This is a genomic window from Spiractinospora alimapuensis (genome assembly GCF_018437505.1).
GTDB lineage: Bacteria > Actinomycetota > Actinomycetes > Streptosporangiales > Streptosporangiaceae > Spiractinospora > Spiractinospora alimapuensis.
Genome location: NZ_CP072467.1, coordinates 5544587 through 5564770, shown reverse-complemented (window position 1 = coordinate 5564770; position 20184 = coordinate 5544587). Strand labels below are relative to the sequence as shown.

Here is a 20184-nt window from a genome sequence, read left to right as displayed (position 1 = left end):
CCGCCGCTCCGCCCTTGTTCAGACGAACTCGGGGGTGCCGGCGGGCAAGGTAAATCGGAACTCGGCGCCACCCGTGGGCGCGCGCCCGACCGAGATGGTTCCGCCGTGCGCTTCAACGAGCCCCTTCACGATGAACAGGCCCAGACCGGTGCCGCCACGGCGCTCACCACGCCAGAACTGGCGGAAGACACGCGACACTTCGTCCGCGGGGATCCCCTCGCCCTCGTCGCGCACCGACACCGCTGCTCCTTCCTCGCACGGCTCGACCGTAATGCTCACCGTACCAGCGCCGTGCCGGACCCCATTCTCCGTGAGGTTGCTCAGAACCTGGTCGATCTTGTCCAGGTCAAGCCACATCTCCGGGAGGGGGCCGCGAATCTCCAACCGGAACCGCTCCTCCTCGTCGCCCGAGGCGACGCGCCCCGCGATCGCGCTGCGCGCCCGCGCGGGAAGGTCGACCAACTGCCGGCGTAGCTCCAGTCGTCCCGACTCAATACGGGAGACGTCCAACAGCTCCGTGATCAATCGGGTCACCCGGTCGGCGTCGGCGTTGATGGTGCGCAGCATGAAGATCCGCTGCTTCTCTGTGAGGCGGTCCCACTTCGTGAGCAGGGTCGCGGTGAAGCCCTTCACACTGGTGAGGGGAGAACGCAGCTCGTGGGCGACGGTGGAGACGAGCTCCGCCTGGTCCCGGACGTGCTCTTGACGTTCCTCCACGCTGCGCAGGGTCAGCACGAGGCGGATGGTCGCTCCGGTGTCGTCCCGGACACACCGTCCTGTCACCAGGACCTCGGTTCCGTCCACCAGGTGGAGGCTGCGCTCGGGGTGTCGGGTCCGCGCGGGGACGACGTGGTGATAGTTGCCGCACTGCCACCAGTCACGTCCACCGGCGTCGTAGAGCGGGAGCACCACGGCGGCGGGCTCCCCGAGGACCTCCTTGGGCTTCAGCCCGGTGATGAGGCCGGCCTCGCGGTTGAACAGGCTGACACGGCCCTGGTCGTTGACCACCACGAGTCCGTCGGGAAGTTCGTCGGGCGTGAACACATCAGCCTCGCCAGCCACGTCGCGTCCATCGGCGTGGCGTGCTGACGGATCAGCGCCCACAGTCGGCCCTCCCCAGGCGAGTGCCCACGCGTGACGACAAGGAGCCTCGGCCACGCCTCCACTGGAACCCAGACTTGACCTTATCGAAGCGACGGGCTCTCCGCACCGCAATTCCTAACTTGGTTCCTGGGGCGGACGCGCGCGCCGAGGACCGTGACCGAGCCGCGCCGAGGGACCGCGACGGCGGCCACGTCCGGGCGGGCCCCGATGACCGGGCCACGAACGTCCCCGTGTGTCAACCGGGCCCTAGGCTCGAGAGGTGGTGTGGCCGTTCCGGCGGACCACGCTTGGGACGGTGGACGGCGTGAGGGTCGTCCGTTCGGCCAGGGTCAGCGTGGGCGACGTTGTTCCCGGGCCGTGGCGTACAGGCACACGGCAGCGGCCGTGGCCAGGTTGAGGCTCTCGGCTTCCCCGTAGATCGGCACGCTGACGATCTCGTCGCACGTCGCGCGGGCCGTCTCGGGCAAGCCCCAGGCCTCGTTGCCGAAGACCCAGGCGGTGGGCGCGCGCAGGGCACCCGACTCCGCCTCACTGTGGAGGTCGGCGGCTCCGGCGTGGTCGGCGCCCAACACGCGGTGCCCACTGGCACGGAGCATGGCCGCGGCCTCCTCCAGCGGACACCCCATCACCACGGGCACGTGGAACAGGCTGCCGGCCGAGGCGCGGACGCACTTGCCGTTGTAGGGGTCCACGGAGGCGTCGGTGAAGACGACGAGTCCGGCGCCGGCGGCGTCCGCCGTGCGCAGGACGGTTCCCGCGTTCCCCGGGTCACGGACGTGGGACAACACGACGACCAGGTCGGCTGTCGGCCGTGACGGAAGCGGGACGTCGATGAAACGGCAGACCGCCACCACACCCTGAGGGGTGACGGTCTGCGCGAGACCACTCATGACCTCCGGCTCACCCAACTGACGGGGACGTCCCCGTGGTGGGCGAGCGCGATCAGGTCCTCGTAGCGCTGCTGGGCGTCGGGAACGGCGAAGAGTTCCTCGACGACACCGTCTCTCGCGAGAGCCTCCCGCACCGCCTGGGGGCCCTCCGCGAGGAAGCGCCGCTCGCGTGATCGAAAAGTGCGTTTGGCGAGCCGCCGAGCTGCCTTGATGCGCGGTGACCGCAGGCTCGTGAACTCGTGACCCGCCATTTCCGACCGACTCAGGCCGCGGCGGAGGCGGCCGGCAGCTCCGGCAGGGCCTTCTTGGCGCTCTCGACCAGGGCCGTGAAGGCGGCCGGGTCGTTCACGGCGAGCTCGGCGAGGACACGACGGTCGAGGTCGATGTCCGCGGCCTTCAGCCCCTGCATGAAACGGTTGTAGGTCAGCCCGTTCGCACGCGCGGCCGCGTTGATGCGCTGGATCCACAAACGCCGGAACTGGCCCTTGCGGTCCTTGCGGTCCCGGTAGGAATAGGTCATCGAGTGGAGCATCTGCTCCTTGGCCTTGCGGTACAGGCGTGACCGCTGACCGCGGTAACCCTTCGCGCGCTCGAGGACTACCCTGCGCTTCTTCTTGGCGTTGAGCGCTCGCTTCACGCGTGCCACTGTGACTCCCTCACGAACGTTTCTTCGGGTGCTTGGCGTCTGACGCCCCGCACGTGTCTCCTACGGCTGGCCGGTCCGACCCGCCGCGGTTGGGGGTGGTGCTGTCAGACGCTCAGGTGAGCAGGTTCTTGATCGCCTTGACGTCGCTCGGAGCCAGCACGACCTCGTCCTTCAGACGCCGCGTGCGCTTCGAGGGCTTGTGCTCGTTGTAGTGCGCCCGGCTGGCCTGACGACGCATGATGCGACCGGAGCCGGTCACACGGAAGCGCTTCTTGGCACCGCTGTGGGTCTTGTTCTTGGGACCTTTCGGCATGAGGCCGTCGTCTCCTCTCGTGGAGGTGTCTGGGCACACGTGGGCCAGAGCACCGTACGTACTTGCCAATCCGGCGGGGAAGAAGCCGGAACTGAACTGGACTCAGCTAGTTTGCTCGGCCTGGGCGGGCGCGGGTTCCGCGGCGCGGGACTTGCCGCCACCGCCGCGGCCGCCACCTCGTTCGGAGCGACGCTTGTGCGGACCCACGACCATGACCATGTTGCGCCCGTCCTGCTTGGGCTGAGATTCCACCTGACCGAGGTCCTCGATGTCCTGCGCCAGCCGGCGGAGCAGACGGAACCCCAACTCGGGCCGGGACTGCTCCCGACCACGGAACATGATCGTCACCTTGACCTTGTCCCCGGCCTTCAGGAACCGCACGACGTGACCCTTCTTGGTCTCGTAGTCGTGCGGGTCGATCTTCGGCCGAAGCTTGATCTCCTTGATGATCGTGTTCGCCTGGTTCTTGCGCGCCTCGCGGGCCTTGACCGCCGACTCGTACTTGAACTTTCCGTAGTCCATGAGCTTGCAGACGGGCGGCCGCGCGGTCGGAGCTACCTCGACCAGGTCGAGTTCGGCTTCCTGCGCAAGCCGAAGAGCGTCACCGACCGGAACAATTCCGACCTGCTCGCCATTAGGACCGACAAGACGGACCTCGGCGACGCGGATACGGTCGTTGATGCGGGGCTCAGCGGTGATGGGACCCCTCCCTCACTATTAGGTGGTCGATCATGGGTGGGGTCTGTGTGGGTCCAACAACACAGAAACCCCGCCAGCGATAACGCAAGCGGGGTTGATCCATCGGCGGCGCCCAGCGACAGCACTGGGCGGCGGAACACCACAGGGTTCCGGACCGAGACCTGGAACGGGTTCGTCCCGCCAGGTGGGAGGATCTCCTCCGCTTACGCGTCTGGACCTGTCGTGCTGCGTTGTCCAGACTAAGTTTCGCCTCTCACGATACCATGCGCGCCGCCGAGGCCGACCAACTGCGCCGGGCGGGGAATTCGTCCGAGCCGCGCGGATCCGACTCCCTCGCGCCATATGCGCTCTGGGGGCACCCGCGCGGGTGTCAGCGCCCCCTCGCGGTGCCATGGCTGGTTGGATCCTCGCGTCGCAGCGTGGCCTCTCCAGCACGTCGCATCGCGTCCAGCGGTGCGGGGAGTCCTGTCATCAGCTCGACCTGGGCGCATGCCTGATGCAGCAACATCGTGAATCCCTCGGCCGCGGGACGCCCCCGGCTGGTGACCGCCCGGACGAGTGTGGTCGGCTCCGCTCCGTAGGCGACGTCGAACACGGCGGCGGGGCTGTCCGCGACGATCGGCGCGATCGCGTCGGCGCCCCCCGCAGGCAGCGTCGAGACGACGAGGTCCACGTCCAGGTGATCGGCGATGTCGGTGAGCGGCGCGAACCGCACCGGCACCCCGGCCCGTTCCCCGGCGGCGCGCGGCGCGTCGGTGCGAGTGAGGTCCCGCGCCAGTACCGTGACCGGGTCCTCAACGCCCAGTGTCCGCATGGCGACGATCGTCGACGCCGCGGTGGCTCCCGCCCCCAGCACCGTGACGGAGCGGACCGAGCGCACCCCCACGGACCGAATCGCGGCGACGATCCCGCTCACGTCGGTGTTGTACCCACGACGCCCGGCGGAGGTGAACACCACCGTGTTGATTCCGCCTACCTCACGACCAACCGGGTCGCACCAGTCCACCAGGGACATGGCGTGCCGCTTCAGCGGCATGGTGAGCGAGACACCGGCCCAGCTCTCGTCGCGGGAGTCCAGCCAGTGCGCGAGCTCAGGCTCGGTGCACTCCTGGGCGACGTAGGACCACCGGTCCGCGATGCCCATCGCCTGGTAGGCCGCCGTGTGCAGGACGGGCGAGAGGCTGTGCCCGATGGGTGACCCCAGCACGGCTGCCTGGCGAACCCCGGTTCGCACCCCGTTCTCACCCGCGTTCACTCCGCCTCCTGCGTCTCACGGAAGCGCCGCACCAACTCGTCGAACTCCGCCTCGGTCTCCGCGAACATCGCGACACAGCCCGTTCTCCGGATCCGCGCTCACCCCACCTCGAACCCGACAAACACCGGCGCACACTCGCGTTCACTCCGCCTCCTGCGTCTCGCGGAACCGCCGCACCAGCTCATCGAACTCCGCCTCGGTCTCAGCGAACACCGCAGCAGAGTCCGTTTTCCGGATCCGCCCCCGTTCACTCCGCCTCCTGCGTCTCACGGAAGCGCCGCACCAACTCGTCGAACTCCGCCTCGGTCTCAGCGAACACCGCAGCAGAGTCCGTTTTCCGGATCCGCCCCCGTTCACTCCGCCTCCTGCGTCTCACGGAAGCGCCGCACCAGCTCATCGAACTCCGCCTCGGTCTCAGCGAACACCGCAGCAGAGTCCGTTTTCCGGATCCGCCCCCGTTCACTCCGCCTCCTGCGTCTCACGGAACCGCCGCACCAACTCGTCGAACTCCGCCTCGGTCTCAGCGAACACCGCAGCAGAGTCCGTTTTCCGGATCCGCCCCCGTTCACTCCGCCTCCTGCGTCTCACGGAAGCGCCGCACCAACTCGTCGAACTCCGCCTCGGTCTCCGCAAACTCCGTGATCCCGTTTTCCGGGTCCGTGGTCACGAAGAACAGCCACTCCCCGACCTCAGGGTCCAACGCGGCGTTCATCGCGTCCAGTCCGGGGTTGACGATGGGCCCCGCCGGCAGACCGTCCCGACCGTAGGTGGCGTACTCGCTCCCGGATTGCTGACACTCTCGCAGTTGTTCGCCGGTGAGAGCGATGCCGTAGTCGTTGATGACGAAGAAGCAGGTGCTGTCCATCCCCAGTTCCATGTTGGCGTCCAACCGGTTGTAGACCACCTGGGAGATCTTGGGCATGTCCTCGGCACTGCCCGCTTCGGCCTGCGCGATCGCGGCGATTCCCATCATCTCCTGTGGATCGTATCCCCGCTCCTCGGCACGTCCCTCGAAGTCGATCTCCTCGTTCGCGGCCTCGTAGCGGTCCAACATCTTCTGCAGGATCTCCACCGCTTCGACGTCGGGCTCGAAGGTGTAGGTGTCGGGGAAGAGATACCCGTCGAGGCGCGCGTCGGCGTACTCGGGCATCTCCAGGAAGCTCTCCGGGTCTTCGGCGATCTCCTCGAACTCCTCCAGCGGCACCTCGGTGGCCTCGTGCACTTCGTCCAGGATCTGGGTGAGGCGCAGGCCCTCGCGGATCGTCACCTGGAACCCGATGCGCGCCGCGGGGTCCGTCAGCAGGCCGACGGCCGACTCCGCGCTCATCTCCTGACGGAGCATGTAGGTTCCGGGACGCATGTCGTTGACGCCCTCGATCCGCAGCGCGTTGGTGAACGCACGGGTGCTGGCGATGACGCCCTCGGCGACGAGCATCTCCCCGATCTGCTCCCCCGTCTGGCCGGGTTCGATCACGACCTGCGCCTCGCCACTACCGTCACCCTCGAAGTCGGGCGGCGCGAAGTAGCCGCGCATCCACATCACGGCGACACCGCCCCCGCCGACCACGAACACCAGCAGGATGACGAGCGCGAGAACCTGCGGGAACACGCGACGTCGGGGCCGCGCCTTGCCGCCTTTGCGCTTACGCGAGGATGATCGGTCCTTCGGCCGGCGCCGCCCGGACCTTTCGTCTCCCCCGTCGTCTTCGCCGTCGAAGCCGAGGGAGGCGAGCTGTGCCTCTTCGCGGTGCCGCTCGGGCTCCTGCGCGGGACCGTCGGCCGGTAGGGCGTAGGGCGGTGGCTCCGGTACGTCCGGGACCGACGGCTGTGGCGGTTCCGGCGGAGCGGACTCGAACCCCTGGTCGGGGGTTGGCGCGGGTCCGCCTCGACGCGGTGGGGTGAAGACCGACTCGGGATCTGGGGCGCGGCGACGTTGCCCGGCACGCGCGGCCCGCGGCTCGGCCGCCGCCGGCGCGGGGGGCGGTGGCGTCACCGCTTCGCGCTCGTCCGTCGGTGGCTTGTGCCGACGTCCCCGTGGCCGGAACTGTTCCCATTCGGGAGCCGCCGCGGGGTCGATCTCGGGTGTGGGTTCGGTACGCCGTCGGGTGCCGCGATACTCGCGGTCGCCATGGCCGGCACCGTTCATGACAGTGGACTCCCGACAAGTTCGCCGGGCGGCCGCCCCGTCCGCCGCTCGGTGTCTAACGCCCCCTGCAACAGGACTGTCGCCGCCGCCTGGTCCACCACCGCGCGTCGCTGCTCCCCAGCGCGACGGCCGCGCCCCCCGTGGCCCGCGCTGCCCAGAAGCTGGGCCTGCGCGGTCGCGGTGGTCAGGCGTTCGTCAACCAGCCGGACCGGAACCGGGGCCAGCTTGCTGGCCAGGGCACCGGCGTAACCGCGGGCCTTTCGCGCCGCGGGGCCCTCGTCTCCGGAGAGAGAGGCCGGGTAGCCGACGATGACCTCACACACGTCGAGCTCCTCGACGAGCGCACCGATCTCCTTGATGTCGCCGTCGCCCCGACGCAGTGTGCGTACCGGTGTGGCCAGCATCCCCGCGGGATCGCTGCGGGCCACGCCGACCCGGGTTCCGCCGGGATCGATCGCGAGCCGAACGCCGTGCCTCAACGGGCGTGCCTTCCGCCCCACGGACACACCGGTCCGTGCGGTTCTAACCAGGAAGTCATTGTGCGACCGCCTCCGTGACGGCACGCAGCGCCGCGTCAACAGCTCCCGCATCGGTGCCACCGCCTTGAGCGACGTCGGGCTTACCGCCTCCGCCGCCTCCCAGGGCGCGCGCCGCGACCCCGACCAGGTCACCCGCCCGCAATCCGCGCTGGCGCGCGGGCTCGTTGGTGGCGACGACGACGACTGGACGGTCCTTCGGCACCGCCGCGACAGCGACGACAACGGGACGATCGCTGGGGATTCTACCCCGCACGTCCAGGGCGAGTCTGCGAGCGTCGTCGCCTGTCGTGCCATCGGGTGCGTGGTGGGCGACGAGCAGCGTGTCGCCGAGCTCCCGTGCCTCTGCCACCAGACGCGGCGCGGACGCCAACACCTGCTCGGCGCGCAGGCGCTCGATCTCCTTCTCGGCGGAGCGGAGCCGGCCGACCAGTCCGTCGATTCGCTCGGGCAGTTCCTCCCGGGGCGCCTTGAGCTGTTCGGAGAGCTGGCTGACCAGAAGCGACTCCCGCGAGACCCGACGCAGGGCGTCGATGCCGACCGCGGCCTCCACGCGTCGCACACCGGAGCCGATCGACGACTCGCCGAGGACTTTCACCAGGCCCAGTTGTCCGGTGGCGTTCACGTGGGTGCCACCGCAGAGCTCGCGCGAGTAGTCGCTCATCTCCACGACGCGCACCCGGTCGCCGTACTTCTCGCCGAACATGGCGAGCGCGCCCATGGACAGAGCCTCGTCCAGTGTGGTCTGGAAGTCCCGGACCTCGATGTCGTTGGCGAGGACCGCGTTGACCTCCTCCTCCACCTGGGCGAGGTCGGCGTTACCGAGCTGCCTGTTGGCGGTGAAGTCGAAGCGCAGCCGGCCGGGCTGGTTCTCCGACCCCGCCTGACCGGTGCCGGTGCCCAGCAGGTTGCGCAGCGCGGAGTGGATGAGGTGCGTCGCCGAGTGGGCCCGGGAGACCGACGCTCTGCGGTCGATGTCGATCACCGCGCGCACCGTGTCGTCCAGGGTGATGACGCCACTGCGCACGGTGCCCCGGTGGGCGGAGAGCCCCGGGACGGGGCGCTGGACGTCGGCGATGTCGACGACCCCCTGCCCGGGGACCTCGATGGTCCCGTGGTCGGCCAACTGCCCACCGGACTCGGCGTAGAACGGGGTGCGGTCCAGGACGAGCTCGACCTTGTCACCCTCGCGCGCCGCGGGCACCGATTCCCCGCCGGAGATGATCCCCAGGACGCGCGCCTCGGCCTCGGACTCGCTGTAGCCGAGGAACTCGGTGGCGCCCGCGTTGTCCACCAGCGCGGAGTAGGTGCTCAGGTCGGCGTTGCCCTGCTTCTTGGCCCGCGCGTCCGCCTTGGCCGCGTCGCGCTGACGCTGCATGAGTTCGGCGAAGGCGTCGGCGTCGACGCTGAGTCCCTGTTCCGCCGCCATCTCCAGCGTCAGGTCGATCGGGAAGCCGTAGGTGTCGTGGAGCTGGAACGCGTCGGCACCCGACACCACGCTTCCGCCGGTGGACTTGGTGCGTTCCGCCGCCCGGTTGAACAACGTGGTGCCCGACCGGAGGGTGTCGGCGAAGTTCTTCTCCTCGGTGTCGATCACGTTGTGGATCGCGTCGGCCTTCGTCCGCAGCTCCGGGTAGATGTCGGCCATCGCGTTGATGGACGTCTCGGTGAGGTCGTGCAGGTAGTTCCGGTCCTCACCGCTGAGCAGCCGCAGGTTGCGCACGGACCGGCGCAGGATGCGACGCAGCACGTATCCGCGCTTCTCGTTGCTCGGCTGCACGCCGTCGGACACGAGCATGGTCGCGGTGCGCATGTGGTCGGCGATCACGCGCAGGCCCACGTCCGAGGTGTGGTGGTCGCCGTACCGGGTTCCGGTCAGGACCGCGGCGCGGTGCAGGATCCGGCCGAGGGTGTCGGTCTCGTAGATGTTGTCGACGCCCTGCAGGACGCCGGCGAGACGCTCCAGCCCCATCCCGGTGTCGATGTTCTTCTTGGGAAGCTCGCCGAGGATGGGGTAGTCCTTCTTGACCCCACCCGGTCCCCGCTCGAACTGCATGAAGACCAGGTTCCACAGCTCGATGTAGCGGTCCTCGTCGGCCAGGGGACCCCCCTCCTCGCCGAACGCGGGGCCCCGGTCCCAGAAGATCTCCGAGCACGGACCACACGGGCCGGGAACGCCCATGGACCAGTAGTTCTCCTCCATGCCGAACCGCTGGATGCGGTCGGGGGCGACACCGACGCTGTCGGCCCAGATGTCGGCCGCCTCGTCGTCGTCGTGGTAGACGGTGACCCAGAGGCGCTCGGCGGGGAGGCCGAAGCCGCCCTCGTCGGCGGGACGGGTCAGGAGGTCCCACGCGAGGGGGATCGCGCGCTCCTTGAAGTAGTCCCCGAAGGAGAAGTTCCCGAGCATCTGGAAGAAGGAAGCGTGGCGGGACGTCTTGCCGACCTCGTCGATGTCGACGGTCCGCACGCACTTCTGCACGCTGGTGGCCCGGTCCCACTTGGGGATGCGCTGACCGAGGAAGTACGGTTTGAACGGCACCATTCCGGCGTTCACCAGCAGCAGTGTCGGGTCCTCGGCGACGAGGCTGGCCGAGGGCACCACTGCGTGGCCGTTGTCCTCGAAATAGGACAGGAATCGGCGCGCGATCTCCGCGGTCTCCATCTTTAATGCGCTCCCATGGGTTGTGTGCCCCGTGCGGGGTGCCGACCTGGTCGGTCGTCACGTCCAGTCCGCGGGCCGCGACCACCGAGGTCGGACGGGCGACACCATGACGTTGGACGTCGGCAGGACTCACGCCGGTCGGGAAGGCTCCGGACCAGGCGTTCCGCTACCTACCAGGCTATCGACTCCGAAGGGTCACCAACGTCGCTGTCGCGGCGGTTGCCCCACCCGCGGGCCTGTGGACGGGACGACGTTATCAGGACTCCATCGGCGGTCGCGGCCTTGATCGCCACGTTTGGCGGGCCGATCTCACCCTCCGTAACGTCGCCGCAGGTCCGACTCACGCTCCGCCATGACATCCGCGACGTCCTCACCGAGTTCCCGGATCCCGCTGCGGTAGTCGGCCACCCGGCCCTCGACCCGCTGCGCCAACCCGTTGGGCCCCCAGGACCGGGCCGAACGGTTGAGACGGTGCACCGCGTACCCTCCGAGCGCGAAGCCCACGGCGAGATAGATCAGACGCCGCATCACCGCAGCCGCCCTTCCAGTTCCCGACGCCGACGGCGTGTGCGGATCAACGCCAGGGCGCGACGTTGGCCCACCACCTGACGCACGGCGTAGGAGAAGGAGGCCACCTTGACCAGGGGCCCCGTCACCACCGACCGTGTCAACGCGGTGACGCTCGCGATGTCCTCCGACGTGGTCGCCACGTTCCCGGTGATCTCGTCCACACGGTCGAGCTGTTCCCCGGTCCGGGCGACGGTCGCGGCGGCGTCGTCGAGGATCGGGCCCGTACGGTCGCCGAGGACCTCGACGACCCGGGTGGCTTCACCGATCAGTCGATTGAACCGCACCAGGACGACACAGAGAGCTCCCACGAGTACGGCGAACAACACCACGCCAATGAAGGCGACCAGTTCCAGCACGGTCATGAGCGGCTCCGCACAGCGCGACGTCGATGGTGGTCGTGCCCAGTGTCGCGGCCTCACGGCGCTGCGTCGCGCGACGGTCGCGGCGGACTGGGCGGGGATTGGGGTCGACCCTACCGCTTCACGCGTCGTCGGTGTCCGCTCCCCGGGCGAGTTTCACTCCCTCCCACCGATTCCGTCGCTCGGTCGACGTTCGTGAACGATCAGCGGATAATGTGCGGGACGGCGCTTTGTCCCACTTCGACCGGCCGCGCGCCACTCTCCGTCCGAACACCACCCGCCCGCACCCCCCGCCCTCATCGTCTAGGACCAGCATGAGCCGACGTACGCAACGTTCCGTCTCTGTGACCCTCCCGCCGGATGTCGCCGCCCTGACCGACGGTGACCCGCGGACGATTGGTGACCACGTCCTCGTCGGACGACTCGGTGGCGGGCCGCACGGTGTCACCTACGCGGCGATCAGCGCCACGAGCGGGACCGACGCGGTACGTGTGGTCAAGATCCTCGACCCCGCGCACTGGCCCCCGGACTCCGACCGTGACGCCCTGGCGCAACGGCTGAGTCAGGTCGAGGCCGTCTCCGGGCGGAACGACGCCCGCCCGATCGCCGTGGACGTCCACGCAGATCCACCCTGGGTCGTGGAACCCCACGTTCCCGGCCTCTCCCTGGCACACCACGTACGCAAGCGGGGCGCCCTGAACTCCGGGATGCTCATCGCGCTGGCCGCCGGCATCGCCGACGCGTTGGTCGGTCTGCACGGCTCCGACGTCGCACACGGCGCCGTACGCCCGGACAACATCGTGCTCAGCGCGTCCGGTCCGCGCCTGCTCGGCGTGGAGCTCACACCGGACGAGGACCAGTTGCGGCGACAGACGGGATGGGCGGGTCCCGAACGTGCCGTGGACACGCCCGCCGAACCTCCGTCGGACGTCTTCTCCTGGGGTGCGGTGGTGGCGTTCGCCGCGTCGGGCTCCCTGCCGTTCGGCGACGGGACGGCCGAGGACGTCTCCGAGCGTGTCCGGTCGGGGGAGTTCGACCTCGACACCGTTACCGAACAGTTGCGCCCGCTGGTCGCGCGAGCGCTGGACGCCGATCCCGCGGAGCGACCATCCGCCCGGGAGCTGTTGGGAGCCTCGCTCGCCGCGTGGGAGGCGCTGCGCTCCGAGGACGAGGACCCCGACGACGGCGACGAGACCGACGAGGGATCCCTGTCCGGCGGCTTGGAGCGGATTCTCACCCGCGAGTGGAACAGTGTCGTGGAGCCGGTCGGCCTCCCCCGCGTGTACTACCTCTCCGACCCGAGGCAGAAGGACGGAACCAAGGGACCGTTGCCTCGGGCCGTGGTCGTCGCGGCGGGTGGGGCCTTGGCCATCGCCCTGGTCGGGGGTGGGGTGTGGGCGGGGGTACACGCGCTCCTGGGCGGTGACGACGACGCGGAGGCCGCGGCCGGGGACGAACCGCAGGTGGACGAGGAGGCGGGCGAGAACGAGGCGCCGATCGTGATCCGGCTCGGAGCGGAGAACCAGGAGAACCCCGAGTCAGGCCCCTGGGCCTACACGATCGTGGAGGCCGACGACGACGCCGCGGCGGACGCCCCGTGGTTGGATCGCTGGGCTGAGGCCTCGGACGACTCCCTGTTCGAGGCCGACATCGATCCCGAGGCCGTCGTCCTGTGCGCGCAGTACTGCCACAACCCTGGGGATGTCACGGTCGACGAGGACGGCCGGGGCACCTACGGCGAGACCGAGGGCGCGGAGCTGACCGGCCGCGACTTCATCAACTACCTGCAGTACGGCGAGGACATCATCGCCGAGGTCGAGTTCGCGCCCGAGGCCACGGAGGACGGGTTCCCGTTGATCGTGGAGGTCGTCGAGCTCTACGACCCGTGACCCCCGCGGGAGTCAGGCGTTGGCGGGCCGTCCCGCAGGATGCCCTGGATCCGCTCCCACACCTCGCCGTAGCGGCGTTCCGCGCCGTGCGTCGTCGGCTGGTAGTAGTGCCGACCGGCGACGGCGTCGGGCGCGTGCACCTGTGGGGCGACGCCGCCGGGGTAGTCGTGGGCGTACTTGTAGCCCTCGCCGTGTCCGAGACTGTCGGCGCCCGAGTAGTGCGCGTCGCGCAGGTGTGGGGGAACCGCTCCGACGCGGCCCTGGGTGACGTCACTCGCCGCGGTGTTGATCGCGCTGATCACGGCGTTGGACTTCGGGGCCAGGCTGAGGTGGATGACGGCTTGGGCGAGGTTGATCCGTGCTTCGGGCAGCCCGACGAACTCGACGGCCTGCGCGGCGGCGATCGCGGTCTGCAGCGCCGTCGGGTCGGCCATGCCGACGTCCTCACTCGCGTGCACGATGAGGCGCCGCGCGATGAACCGAGGGTCCTCGCCGGCGTGGATCATACGCGCCAGGTAGTGCATGGCGGCGTCGACGTCGCTCCCGCGGATGCTCTTGATGAACGCGCTGATCACGTCGTAGTGCTGGTCTCCCGCGCGGTCGTATCGCACCGCCGCGCGGTCCGCGGCGCGTTCCACGTCCGCCGTGGTGATCGTGTTGTGGGTTCCGTCCCGGGTGGACACCAGAGCGGCGGCCTCGAGGTAGGTCAGGGCGCGGCGGGCGTCGCCCCCGGCGAGCCGCACCAGATGGTCCTCGGCCTCCGTGTCCAGGACGTAGATCCCGTTCAGGCCGCGTTCCTCGGTCAGGGCGCGTTGGATGACGGAGCGGACGTCCTCGTCCGTCAACGGCTCCAGGGTCAACATCAACGAGCGCGACAACAACGGTGAGACGACGGAGAAGAACGGGTTCTCCGTCGTCGCGCCGATGAAACTCACCCAACGGTTCTCGACCGCGGGCAACAACGCGTCCTGTTGTGTCTTGTTGAAGCGATGTACTTCGTCTATGAAGAGAAGGGTGCGTGTGCCGCGCATCCCCATCTCCCGACGGGCGGTGTCGATGGTCGCCCGAACGTCCTTCACTCCGGAGCTCACCGCGGAGAGCTCGACGAACTTCCGTTTGGTGGTGCGACTGACCACCGTGGCGAGTGTCGTCTTCCCCGTCCCCGGTGGACCCCAAAGGAACAGCGACATCGGGGCGTCACCCTCGACCAGGCGGCGTAGCGCGCTGGATTGCCCCAGCAGATGGCGTTGGCCCACGACCTCGTCCAGGGTGCGGGGACGCATACGGACCGCCAGCGGCTCCTCCGCCCGTTGCGCCTCCGCGCCGGCGTCGTCGAACAGTGTTTCGGACACATTCCCCAGCGTATCCGTGCCGTCGGTAGGGAAACCCCGCGGCGTCCTCGTGCGTCCAATGCTGTGCCGTGGTTGGTCACATGGGCGCCCGCAGGCCCATCGGCCACTCCGGTCACTAGGGAACGGTATGGTGCGTTGTCCTGCACTATCGTGATCAATTCACACATTTCGCAGCATGCGGGAAGGAAAAGTGTGCCGTTATGAGTCAACCCCCCTATGGGCCACCACCTGGTCCCCAGCCGGGTATGCCGCCATACGGCGTTGGACCGCAGGGTATGCCGCCGGGACCTCCCCCTCCCCCGCAGCGCTCGACCTCTCCCATCCTGATCGTCATCCTGGGCGGTGTCCTGGTCGTCGTATTGGTGATCGTCGCCATCGTGCTCGTGATCGGGCGCCTCGGCAACGACGAGCCGGACCCGCCGCCCCCACCCGCCGGTGGTGGCGGCTCCTCCGAGGCGGGCATCGGTGACACCGTCAGCACCGGGAACCTGGAATACACCGTCCAGTTCGCGGAGGCGGTGGAGGTCAGCGGCGAGTCTCCGAGCGGCGAGTATGTCGCCGTCACCCTGGATGTGACCAACACCTCCAGCTCGGAGTGGACGTACTGGTCCGACGAGCAGAACCTCTACACGACCGACGGCTCCGCGCACGGCTACGACACCGGCGCGAACTCCGCTCTGGGTGGATCCCAGTACGACGACATCGCGCCGAACGAGACCACCACGGTGAGCATCGTGTTCGACGTTCCCAGCGCGGCGGACGTCTCCCACATCGGTCTCAGCGAGGAGACGCTCGGCGGCGACGAGGTCGACGTTCAGCTCCTGGACGAGGTCGCCGAGTTGTCCGGGGGGAGCTCCGACTCCGACGCGGACTCCTCGGACGAGGACCTGGTCGCCATGGGTGACACCGCGACCCGTGACCCGATGGAGTTCGTCGTCACGGACTTCGAGACGGTCGACGTCTCCGGCGCGACCGCCAGTGGGGAGTTCGTCGCGGTCACCGTCGAGGTGACCAACATCGGGACGATCCAGCGCAGCTTCTGGTCCGACGAGCAGAACATCTACCTGGAGGACGGAACCGTCCAGGGCTACGCCGAGGACGCCCACGAGAGCAACGGCGGGTCCTGGTACGACGACATCGGGACGGGTTCGACGAAGGAGGTCACGATCGTCTTCGACGTGCCCAGCGCGTCAGACGTGTCGCACATCGGCCTCAGTTCGGAGACCTACGGCGGGAACGAGGTCTACGTCGACCTCTCGTGAGGCCCACGGGCCGAACGACGAACACGGGGTGGGTTCCCAACGTTGGGAACCCACCCCGTGGCGTATGCGATCCGTGTGGTGCCGGTCGTCGGATCAGCTCTCGGCGGTCTCCGGGGTCACCGGTACCGCGTCGACTCCCGCCTCCTTGCGCTGTACGGCGGTGATCGGGGTAGGCGCACCCGTGAGGGGGTCACCACCGGAGGCCGTCTTCGGGAAGGCGATGACGTCGCGGATCGATTCGCCGCCCGAGAGCAGGCTGACGATCCGGTCCCACCCGAAGGCGATCCCAGCGTGCGGGGGTGGACCGTACTTGAACGCCTCCAGCAGGAACCCGAACTTCGACTCGGCCTCGGCCCGGTCGATGCCCAACACCTCGAACACCCGCTGCTGAACGTCGCCGCGGTGGATACGGACCGAGCCCCCGCCGATCTCCACGCCGTTGCACACCAGGTCGTAGGCGTAGGCGAGCGCGTTGCCCGGGTCCTTGTGGAACGTCTCGACCCACTCGGGCTTGGGGCTGGTGAACGGGTGGTGCACCGGCGTCCACCCCCCTTCGCTGTCCTCCTCGAACAGCGGGGCGTCCACGATCCACAGCAGGGACCACTGGGATTCGTCGATGAGGCCGAGTCGGTTGCCGATCTCCAGCCGCGCCGCGCCAAGGAGCTCCTGGGAGGGACGGCGCTTGCCCGCCGCGAAGAACACCGCGTCTCCGGGGTCGGCTCCGACGCGGTTCACCAGGTTGGTGATCTCGGTTTCGGTGAGGTTCTTGGCGACGGGGCCGGTGAGCGTCCCGTCGGGCTGCACGAGCACGTAGGCGAGCCCCTTGGCGCCCCGCGCCTTGGCCCAGTCCTGCCAGCCGTCCAGTTCCTTGCGGGTCTGGCTGGCGCCACCCGGCATGACGACCGCGCCGACGTAGGGTGCCTGGAACACGCGGAAGCTGGTGTCGGCGAAAACGTCGGTGAGTTCGGTGAGTTCCTGACCGAACCGGAGGTCGGGCTTGTCGGAACCGAAGCGGTCCATCGCCTCGAGGAACGCCATGCGGGGCAGTGGCGTGGGCAGCTCGACCCGGAGCGTCTCCCGCCACAGGCGTGCGACGAGTTCCTCGCTGACGGCGATGACGTCTTCCTGGTCGACGAAGCTCATCTCGATGTCGATCTGGGTGAACTCCGGCTGGCGGTCGGCGCGGAGGTCCTCGTCACGGAAGCAGCGCGCGATCTGGTAGTACCGCTCCATGCCGCCCACCATCAAGAGCTGCTTGAAGAGCTGTGGGGACTGTGGCAGTGCGTACCAGTGGCCGGGCTGCAGTCGGACGGGCACCAGGAAGTCCCGGGCTCCCTCGGGGGTGGATCGGGTGAGGTAGGGCGTCTCGATGTTGACGAACCCGTTGTCACGCAGGACGTCGTGCACGACGTAGGTCGCCGTGGACCGCAGCCGTAGGGCGGCGGCGGTTTCCGGGCGGCGCATGTCGAGGTAGCGGTACCGCAGCCGGGTCTCCTCGGCGACCTCCTGGCTGCCGTCCAAGGGGAAGGGCAGCGGTGCGGACTCGCTGAGGACCTCGATCTCGTCGGCGACGACCTCGATGTCCCCCGTGGGGATCTCGGGGTTCTCGTTTCCCGCGGGACGCACCCGGACGCGCCCGGTGACCTTCAGGCAGTACTCCGCGCGAAGGTCGTGCGCGAGGTCGTCCTCACGTACCACCACCTGGACCACGCCCGACGCCTCACGCAGGTCGAGGAAGACCACTCCCCCGTGGTCCCGTCGGCGGGCGACCCACCCGGCCAGGACCACGGTGCGGTCGGCGTCCTCGGCCCGCAGTTCACCGGCTTCTGCGTTGCGGATCAACTTTCAGTCTCCTTGTCTCAGCTCTTCGGCAGTCCCTGGGCGTGGTCTCCGGCTTGTGGCGCCGGCGCCGCTATCTCGAGCGCCGAAGGCGGCGACCGACCGGACCGGATGTGCCTCGCTCATGAGGTGAGGCCACGCAGGAACGGGTTGCTGACGCGTTCCCGTCCGATCGTCGTAACCGGGCCGTGTCCTGGGTGGACCACCGTCTCGTCGGGCCGGTCCAGGCAGACGCGCCGTAGGCTCTCCGCCATCGCCTCCGGATCGCCGCCGGGGAAGTCGGTGCGGCCGATGGATCCGGCGAAGAGCAGGTCCCCCGCGAACAGGGTCGGTGTCCCGTCGTCGTCCGTGGAGAACGCGACCGAACCGGGGGTGTGTCCAGGGGCGTGGTGCACGGTGAACGTCATCTCGGCGAGGGCGAGGGTCTGCTCGCCCCGGAGGTGGTAGGTGTTCTCCGGCTCGTTGAGTTGGCCGTCGCCGAAGAGCGCGGTCAACTGCGCGGCGAGAGCGGGATCGAGTCCCTTCGCGGGATCACTCAGCAGGGCCGCGTCCTCCGGATGGACGTACACGGGAATCCCGTACCGCTCCGAGAGCGCCGCGGCGGACCAGACGTGGTCGAAGTGTCCGTGGGTCAGCAGGACCGCCTCAGGCCGCAGCCCATGCTCGCCTACGCTCTCCGCGACGGCGTCCTCCGCTTCCTGACCTGGGTCGATGACGACACACGTCGCGTCCGGCCCGGACGCGACGACGAAGCAGTTCGCGGCGAGCGGACCGACGGGACGTTCGACGATGAGCACACTGACCTCACTGGTCTGGTTGGTCTCGGTACGCGAGGGACCGACCTGCTGGAACGGCGTTGTGGCGGCCCGACCTCGCGCCCGAGCTTACCGAGATGGTGACCCCCTCCGGGCCACGGTCGCAGCACCGCTGATCACTAATCGGTCACCTCCGGCACATCAACTCTTTGCCAAACGCCGTCGCAGTGACATATTGGTCCATGCCACGATGAGCCGGGCTGTGACCGTCCGCCGCTCATGACGCACCGCACCAGTCAGGGTGGGTGCTCTTCACATTGGGGAGGACACGGTGACCTCGACGGACCCTTGGGGCCGCGTAGATGAGGACGGAACGGTCTACGTGCGCACAGCGGAGGGCGAACGCATCGTCGGTTCGTGGCAGGCAGGTGCCCCCGAAGAAGCGCTGGCTTTCTTCCGACGCAAGTACGACGATCTGCGCACGAAGGTGGAGCTGCTCGAACAGCGCCTTCGTAACACCGACATCGCGGGGGGACAGGCGCTGGACAGCGTCACCCGCCTGCGGGAGGAGATCGTGCGGGCGAACGCGGTCGGTGACCTCGACTCGCTCGTCGCGCGACTGATCGCCTCGCCGGCACCGCCGAACAGCGCAAGGTGGAGCAGCGCCAGGCGCAGGAAGAAGCGCGAACCGAAGCCCGAGAAACGAAGGAACGCATCGTCGCCGAGGCGGAACGAGTCGCCGAGGAGACCACCCACTGGAAGTCGGGTGGGGAGCGGATGCGTCAACTGATGGATGAGTGGAAGGCGGCGCCCCGGACGGACCGCGCCACGGAGCAGGCTCTGTGGCGACGCATGTCCAGCGCGCGCAACGCCTTCTCCAAGCGGCGTAAGGCCTACTTCGCCAACCTGGACTCCGAGCGGGAGAACATCCGAGCGCTCAAGGAGAAGATCGTTTCCGAGGCGGAGGCGATCTGCGACTCCACCGACTGGGGCCGTACCGCGGGTCGCTACCGCGACCTGATGGACGAGTGGCGCTCGGCCGGCCGCGCGGACCGCGCGAGCGAGGACCAACTGTGGGCCCGGTTCAAGGGCGCCCAGGACGTCTTCTTCCAGGCACGTGAGGCCGCGTTCTCCGAGCGTCGCGCCGAACTTCAGGTCAACGCCGACGCGAAGGAGGCGCTGCTCGCCGAGGCGCAGCGGTTGCTGCCGGTGTCCGATCCACGCGACGCGCGCCAGCAACTCCGCGACCTCAAGCAGCGGTGGGACGACGCCGGAGAGGTCCCACGCGAGTCGCGTGACCGGCTGGAAGGCGAGTTCCGCCGCATCGAGGACGAGGTCCGCAACTCCGAAGACAAGGAGTGGCGCCGCAGCGGGCCGGCGCACGCCGAGTCCATGGTGGCGAAGCTGCAGGCCTCGGTACAACGTCTCCAGGACGACCTCGAGAAAGCCAAGGCCACCGGCGACACCGGCAAGATCCGTGCCGCGGAGAAGGCCCTGGACAACGGCCAGTCCCTCCTGAGCGCGGCCGAACGCCAGATGGGCCAGATGCGCTGACCGACGCCAGTGCCGGCACTCCACGGGGTCCCGGCGCTGGCGTCGCCAGCGGCGCCCCCACGGCCTCCCGACAATGACGGCCAGGCCGACGACCCGCCACGTGGACGCCGTGGGGACGGCAACCGACGTCCGTCGCCCACGGGGACGCCCTCGCACCGCCCCGCGCGAACGTCCAACGGTGCGCCCACCGGGGGCATCACCGGACTCGGTCCCCCGGCCGGCCGCTGCGCACCGTTCCCCCCTCGGACGACGGTGCGCGACTGGGGCCAGGCCACCTCCTGTGATGCGCCCACAGCACGCCCAACGCCAAACGCGCCGAGTTCCCAGCCACCGACCCTGGGTTCGCCACG

Annotated in this window: 15 protein-coding genes and 2 pseudogenes; 3 read left to right on the top strand and 14 right to left on the bottom strand. The window is 69.0% G+C overall.

Annotation, left to right across the window (positions count from 1 at the left end):
• Window positions 1-18: 18 nt before the first annotated feature.
• The 11 genes and pseudogenes from J4H86_RS25825 to J4H86_RS25775 form a co-directional block, all read right to left on the bottom strand.
• Complete coding sequence (locus J4H86_RS25825; protein ID WP_236540908.1) at window positions 19-1062, bottom strand: sensor histidine kinase; 1044 nt, start codon at window positions 1060-1062, stop codon at window positions 19-21.
• A 371-nt stretch (window positions 1063-1433) separates the two neighbouring features.
• A pseudogene (locus tag J4H86_RS25820) lies at window positions 1434-2245 on the bottom strand (TrmH family RNA methyltransferase).
• 11 nt (window positions 2246-2256) lie between these two features.
• The gene (rplT, locus tag J4H86_RS25815; RefSeq protein ID WP_236540907.1) at window positions 2257-2640 is read right to left on the bottom strand and encodes a 50S ribosomal protein L20; all 384 of its coding nucleotides are present in this window, start codon (window positions 2638-2640) and stop codon (window positions 2257-2259) included.
• A gap of 112 nt (window positions 2641-2752) precedes the next feature.
• On the bottom strand, window positions 2753-2953 hold the full coding sequence (gene rpmI, locus J4H86_RS25810) for a 50S ribosomal protein L35 (RefSeq protein ID WP_236540906.1): 201 nt from the start codon (window positions 2951-2953) through the stop codon (window positions 2753-2755).
• Window positions 2954-3055: 102 nt separating this feature from the next.
• Window positions 3056-3622: a translation initiation factor IF-3 gene (gene infC, locus J4H86_RS25805; RefSeq protein ID WP_236544184.1), complete on the bottom strand. Its 567-nt coding sequence runs from the start codon at window positions 3620-3622 to the stop codon at window positions 3056-3058.
• 400 nt (window positions 3623-4022) lie between these two features.
• On the bottom strand, window positions 4023-4907 hold the full coding sequence (locus J4H86_RS25800) for a shikimate dehydrogenase (RefSeq protein WP_236540905.1): 885 nt from the start codon (window positions 4905-4907) through the stop codon (window positions 4023-4025).
• A gap of 565 nt (window positions 4908-5472) precedes the next feature.
• Window positions 5473-7053: an endolytic transglycosylase MltG gene (mltG, locus tag J4H86_RS25795; protein ID WP_236540904.1), complete on the bottom strand. Its 1581-nt coding sequence runs from the start codon at window positions 7051-7053 to the stop codon at window positions 5473-5475.
• Window positions 7050-7532 carry a Holliday junction resolvase RuvX gene (gene ruvX / locus J4H86_RS25790; RefSeq protein WP_236540903.1) on the bottom strand — a complete coding sequence of 161 codons (483 nt, stop codon included), beginning with the start codon at window positions 7530-7532 and terminating at the stop codon, window positions 7050-7052. The genes mltG and ruvX overlap by 4 nt, the downstream gene beginning before the upstream one ends.
• A 55-nt stretch (window positions 7533-7587) precedes the next feature.
• On the bottom strand, window positions 7588-10254 hold the full coding sequence (gene alaS / locus J4H86_RS25785) for an alanine--tRNA ligase (RefSeq protein WP_236540902.1): 2667 nt from the start codon (window positions 10252-10254) through the stop codon (window positions 7588-7590).
• A 309-nt stretch (window positions 10255-10563) separates the two neighbouring features.
• Entirely contained in the window at window positions 10564-10785 is a 222-nt protein-coding gene (locus tag J4H86_RS25780) for a hypothetical protein (protein WP_394356422.1), read from the bottom strand.
• Window positions 10782-11186, bottom strand: a complete 405-nt coding sequence (locus J4H86_RS25775) for a DUF948 domain-containing protein (protein WP_236540901.1) — start codon at window positions 11184-11186, stop codon at window positions 10782-10784. The genes J4H86_RS25780 and J4H86_RS25775 overlap by 4 nt, the downstream gene beginning before the upstream one ends.
• A 311-nt stretch (window positions 11187-11497) precedes the next feature.
• Between J4H86_RS25775 and J4H86_RS25770 the strand changes: the two genes are divergently transcribed.
• Window positions 11498-13072 carry a protein kinase domain-containing protein gene (locus J4H86_RS25770; RefSeq protein WP_236540900.1) on the top strand — a complete coding sequence of 525 codons (1575 nt, stop codon included), beginning with the start codon at window positions 11498-11500 and terminating at the stop codon, window positions 13070-13072.
• Here the strand turns inward: J4H86_RS25770 and J4H86_RS25765 are convergent.
• The gene (locus J4H86_RS25765) at window positions 13060-14424 is read right to left on the bottom strand and encodes a replication-associated recombination protein A (RefSeq protein ID WP_236540899.1); all 1365 of its coding nucleotides are present in this window, start codon (window positions 14422-14424) and stop codon (window positions 13060-13062) included. The two genes, J4H86_RS25770 and J4H86_RS25765, sit on opposite strands and share 13 nt — an antisense overlap.
• Window positions 14425-14699: 275 nt before the next feature.
• Here J4H86_RS25765 and J4H86_RS25760 point away from each other — a divergent pair, with 275 nt between their 5' ends.
• Window positions 14700-15686 (top strand): DUF4352 domain-containing protein, encoded by a 987-nt coding sequence (locus tag J4H86_RS25760; RefSeq protein ID WP_236540898.1) that lies wholly within the window; start codon window positions 14700-14702, stop codon window positions 15684-15686.
• Between the two features lie 93 nt (window positions 15687-15779).
• On the opposite strand, the gene aspS is transcribed toward J4H86_RS25760, so the two are convergent.
• Together aspS and J4H86_RS25750 are read right to left on the bottom strand one after the other, a co-directional pair.
• Window positions 15780-17528 (bottom strand): aspartate--tRNA ligase, encoded by a 1749-nt coding sequence (aspS, locus tag J4H86_RS25755; protein WP_236540897.1) that lies wholly within the window; start codon window positions 17526-17528, stop codon window positions 15780-15782.
• 119 nt (window positions 17529-17647) lie between these two features.
• The gene (locus J4H86_RS25750) at window positions 17648-18322 is read right to left on the bottom strand and encodes an MBL fold metallo-hydrolase (RefSeq protein ID WP_236540896.1); all 675 of its coding nucleotides are present in this window, start codon (window positions 18320-18322) and stop codon (window positions 17648-17650) included.
• A gap of 289 nt (window positions 18323-18611) precedes the next feature.
• Between J4H86_RS25750 and J4H86_RS25745 the strand changes: the two are divergent.
• A pseudogene (locus J4H86_RS25745) lies at window positions 18612-19834 on the top strand (DUF349 domain-containing protein).
• The last annotated feature ends 350 nt before the right edge of the window (window positions 19835-20184 follow it).

What these genes read in the sequence shown, in the direction of transcription:
- rpmI (WP_236540906.1), bottom strand. Translation starts at nt 2,953, where the DNA reads ATGCCGAAAGGTCCCAAGAACAAGACCCACAGCGGTGCCAAGAAGCGC.
- J4H86_RS25775 (WP_236540901.1), bottom strand. Translation starts at nt 11,186, where the DNA reads ATGACCGTGCTGGAACTGGTCGCCTTCATTGGCGTGGTGTTGTTCGCC.
- alaS (WP_236540902.1), bottom strand. Translation starts at nt 10,254, where the DNA reads ATGGAGACCGCGGAGATCGCGCGCCGATTCCTGTCCTATTTCGAGGAC.
- J4H86_RS25770 (WP_236540900.1), top strand. Translation starts at nt 11,498, where the DNA reads ATGAGCCGACGTACGCAACGTTCCGTCTCTGTGACCCTCCCGCCGGAT.
- J4H86_RS25760 (WP_236540898.1), top strand. Translation starts at nt 14,700, where the DNA reads ATGCCGCCGGGACCTCCCCCTCCCCCGCAGCGCTCGACCTCTCCCATC.
- mltG (WP_236540904.1), bottom strand. Translation starts at nt 7,053, where the DNA reads ATGAACGGTGCCGGCCATGGCGACCGCGAGTATCGCGGCACCCGACGG.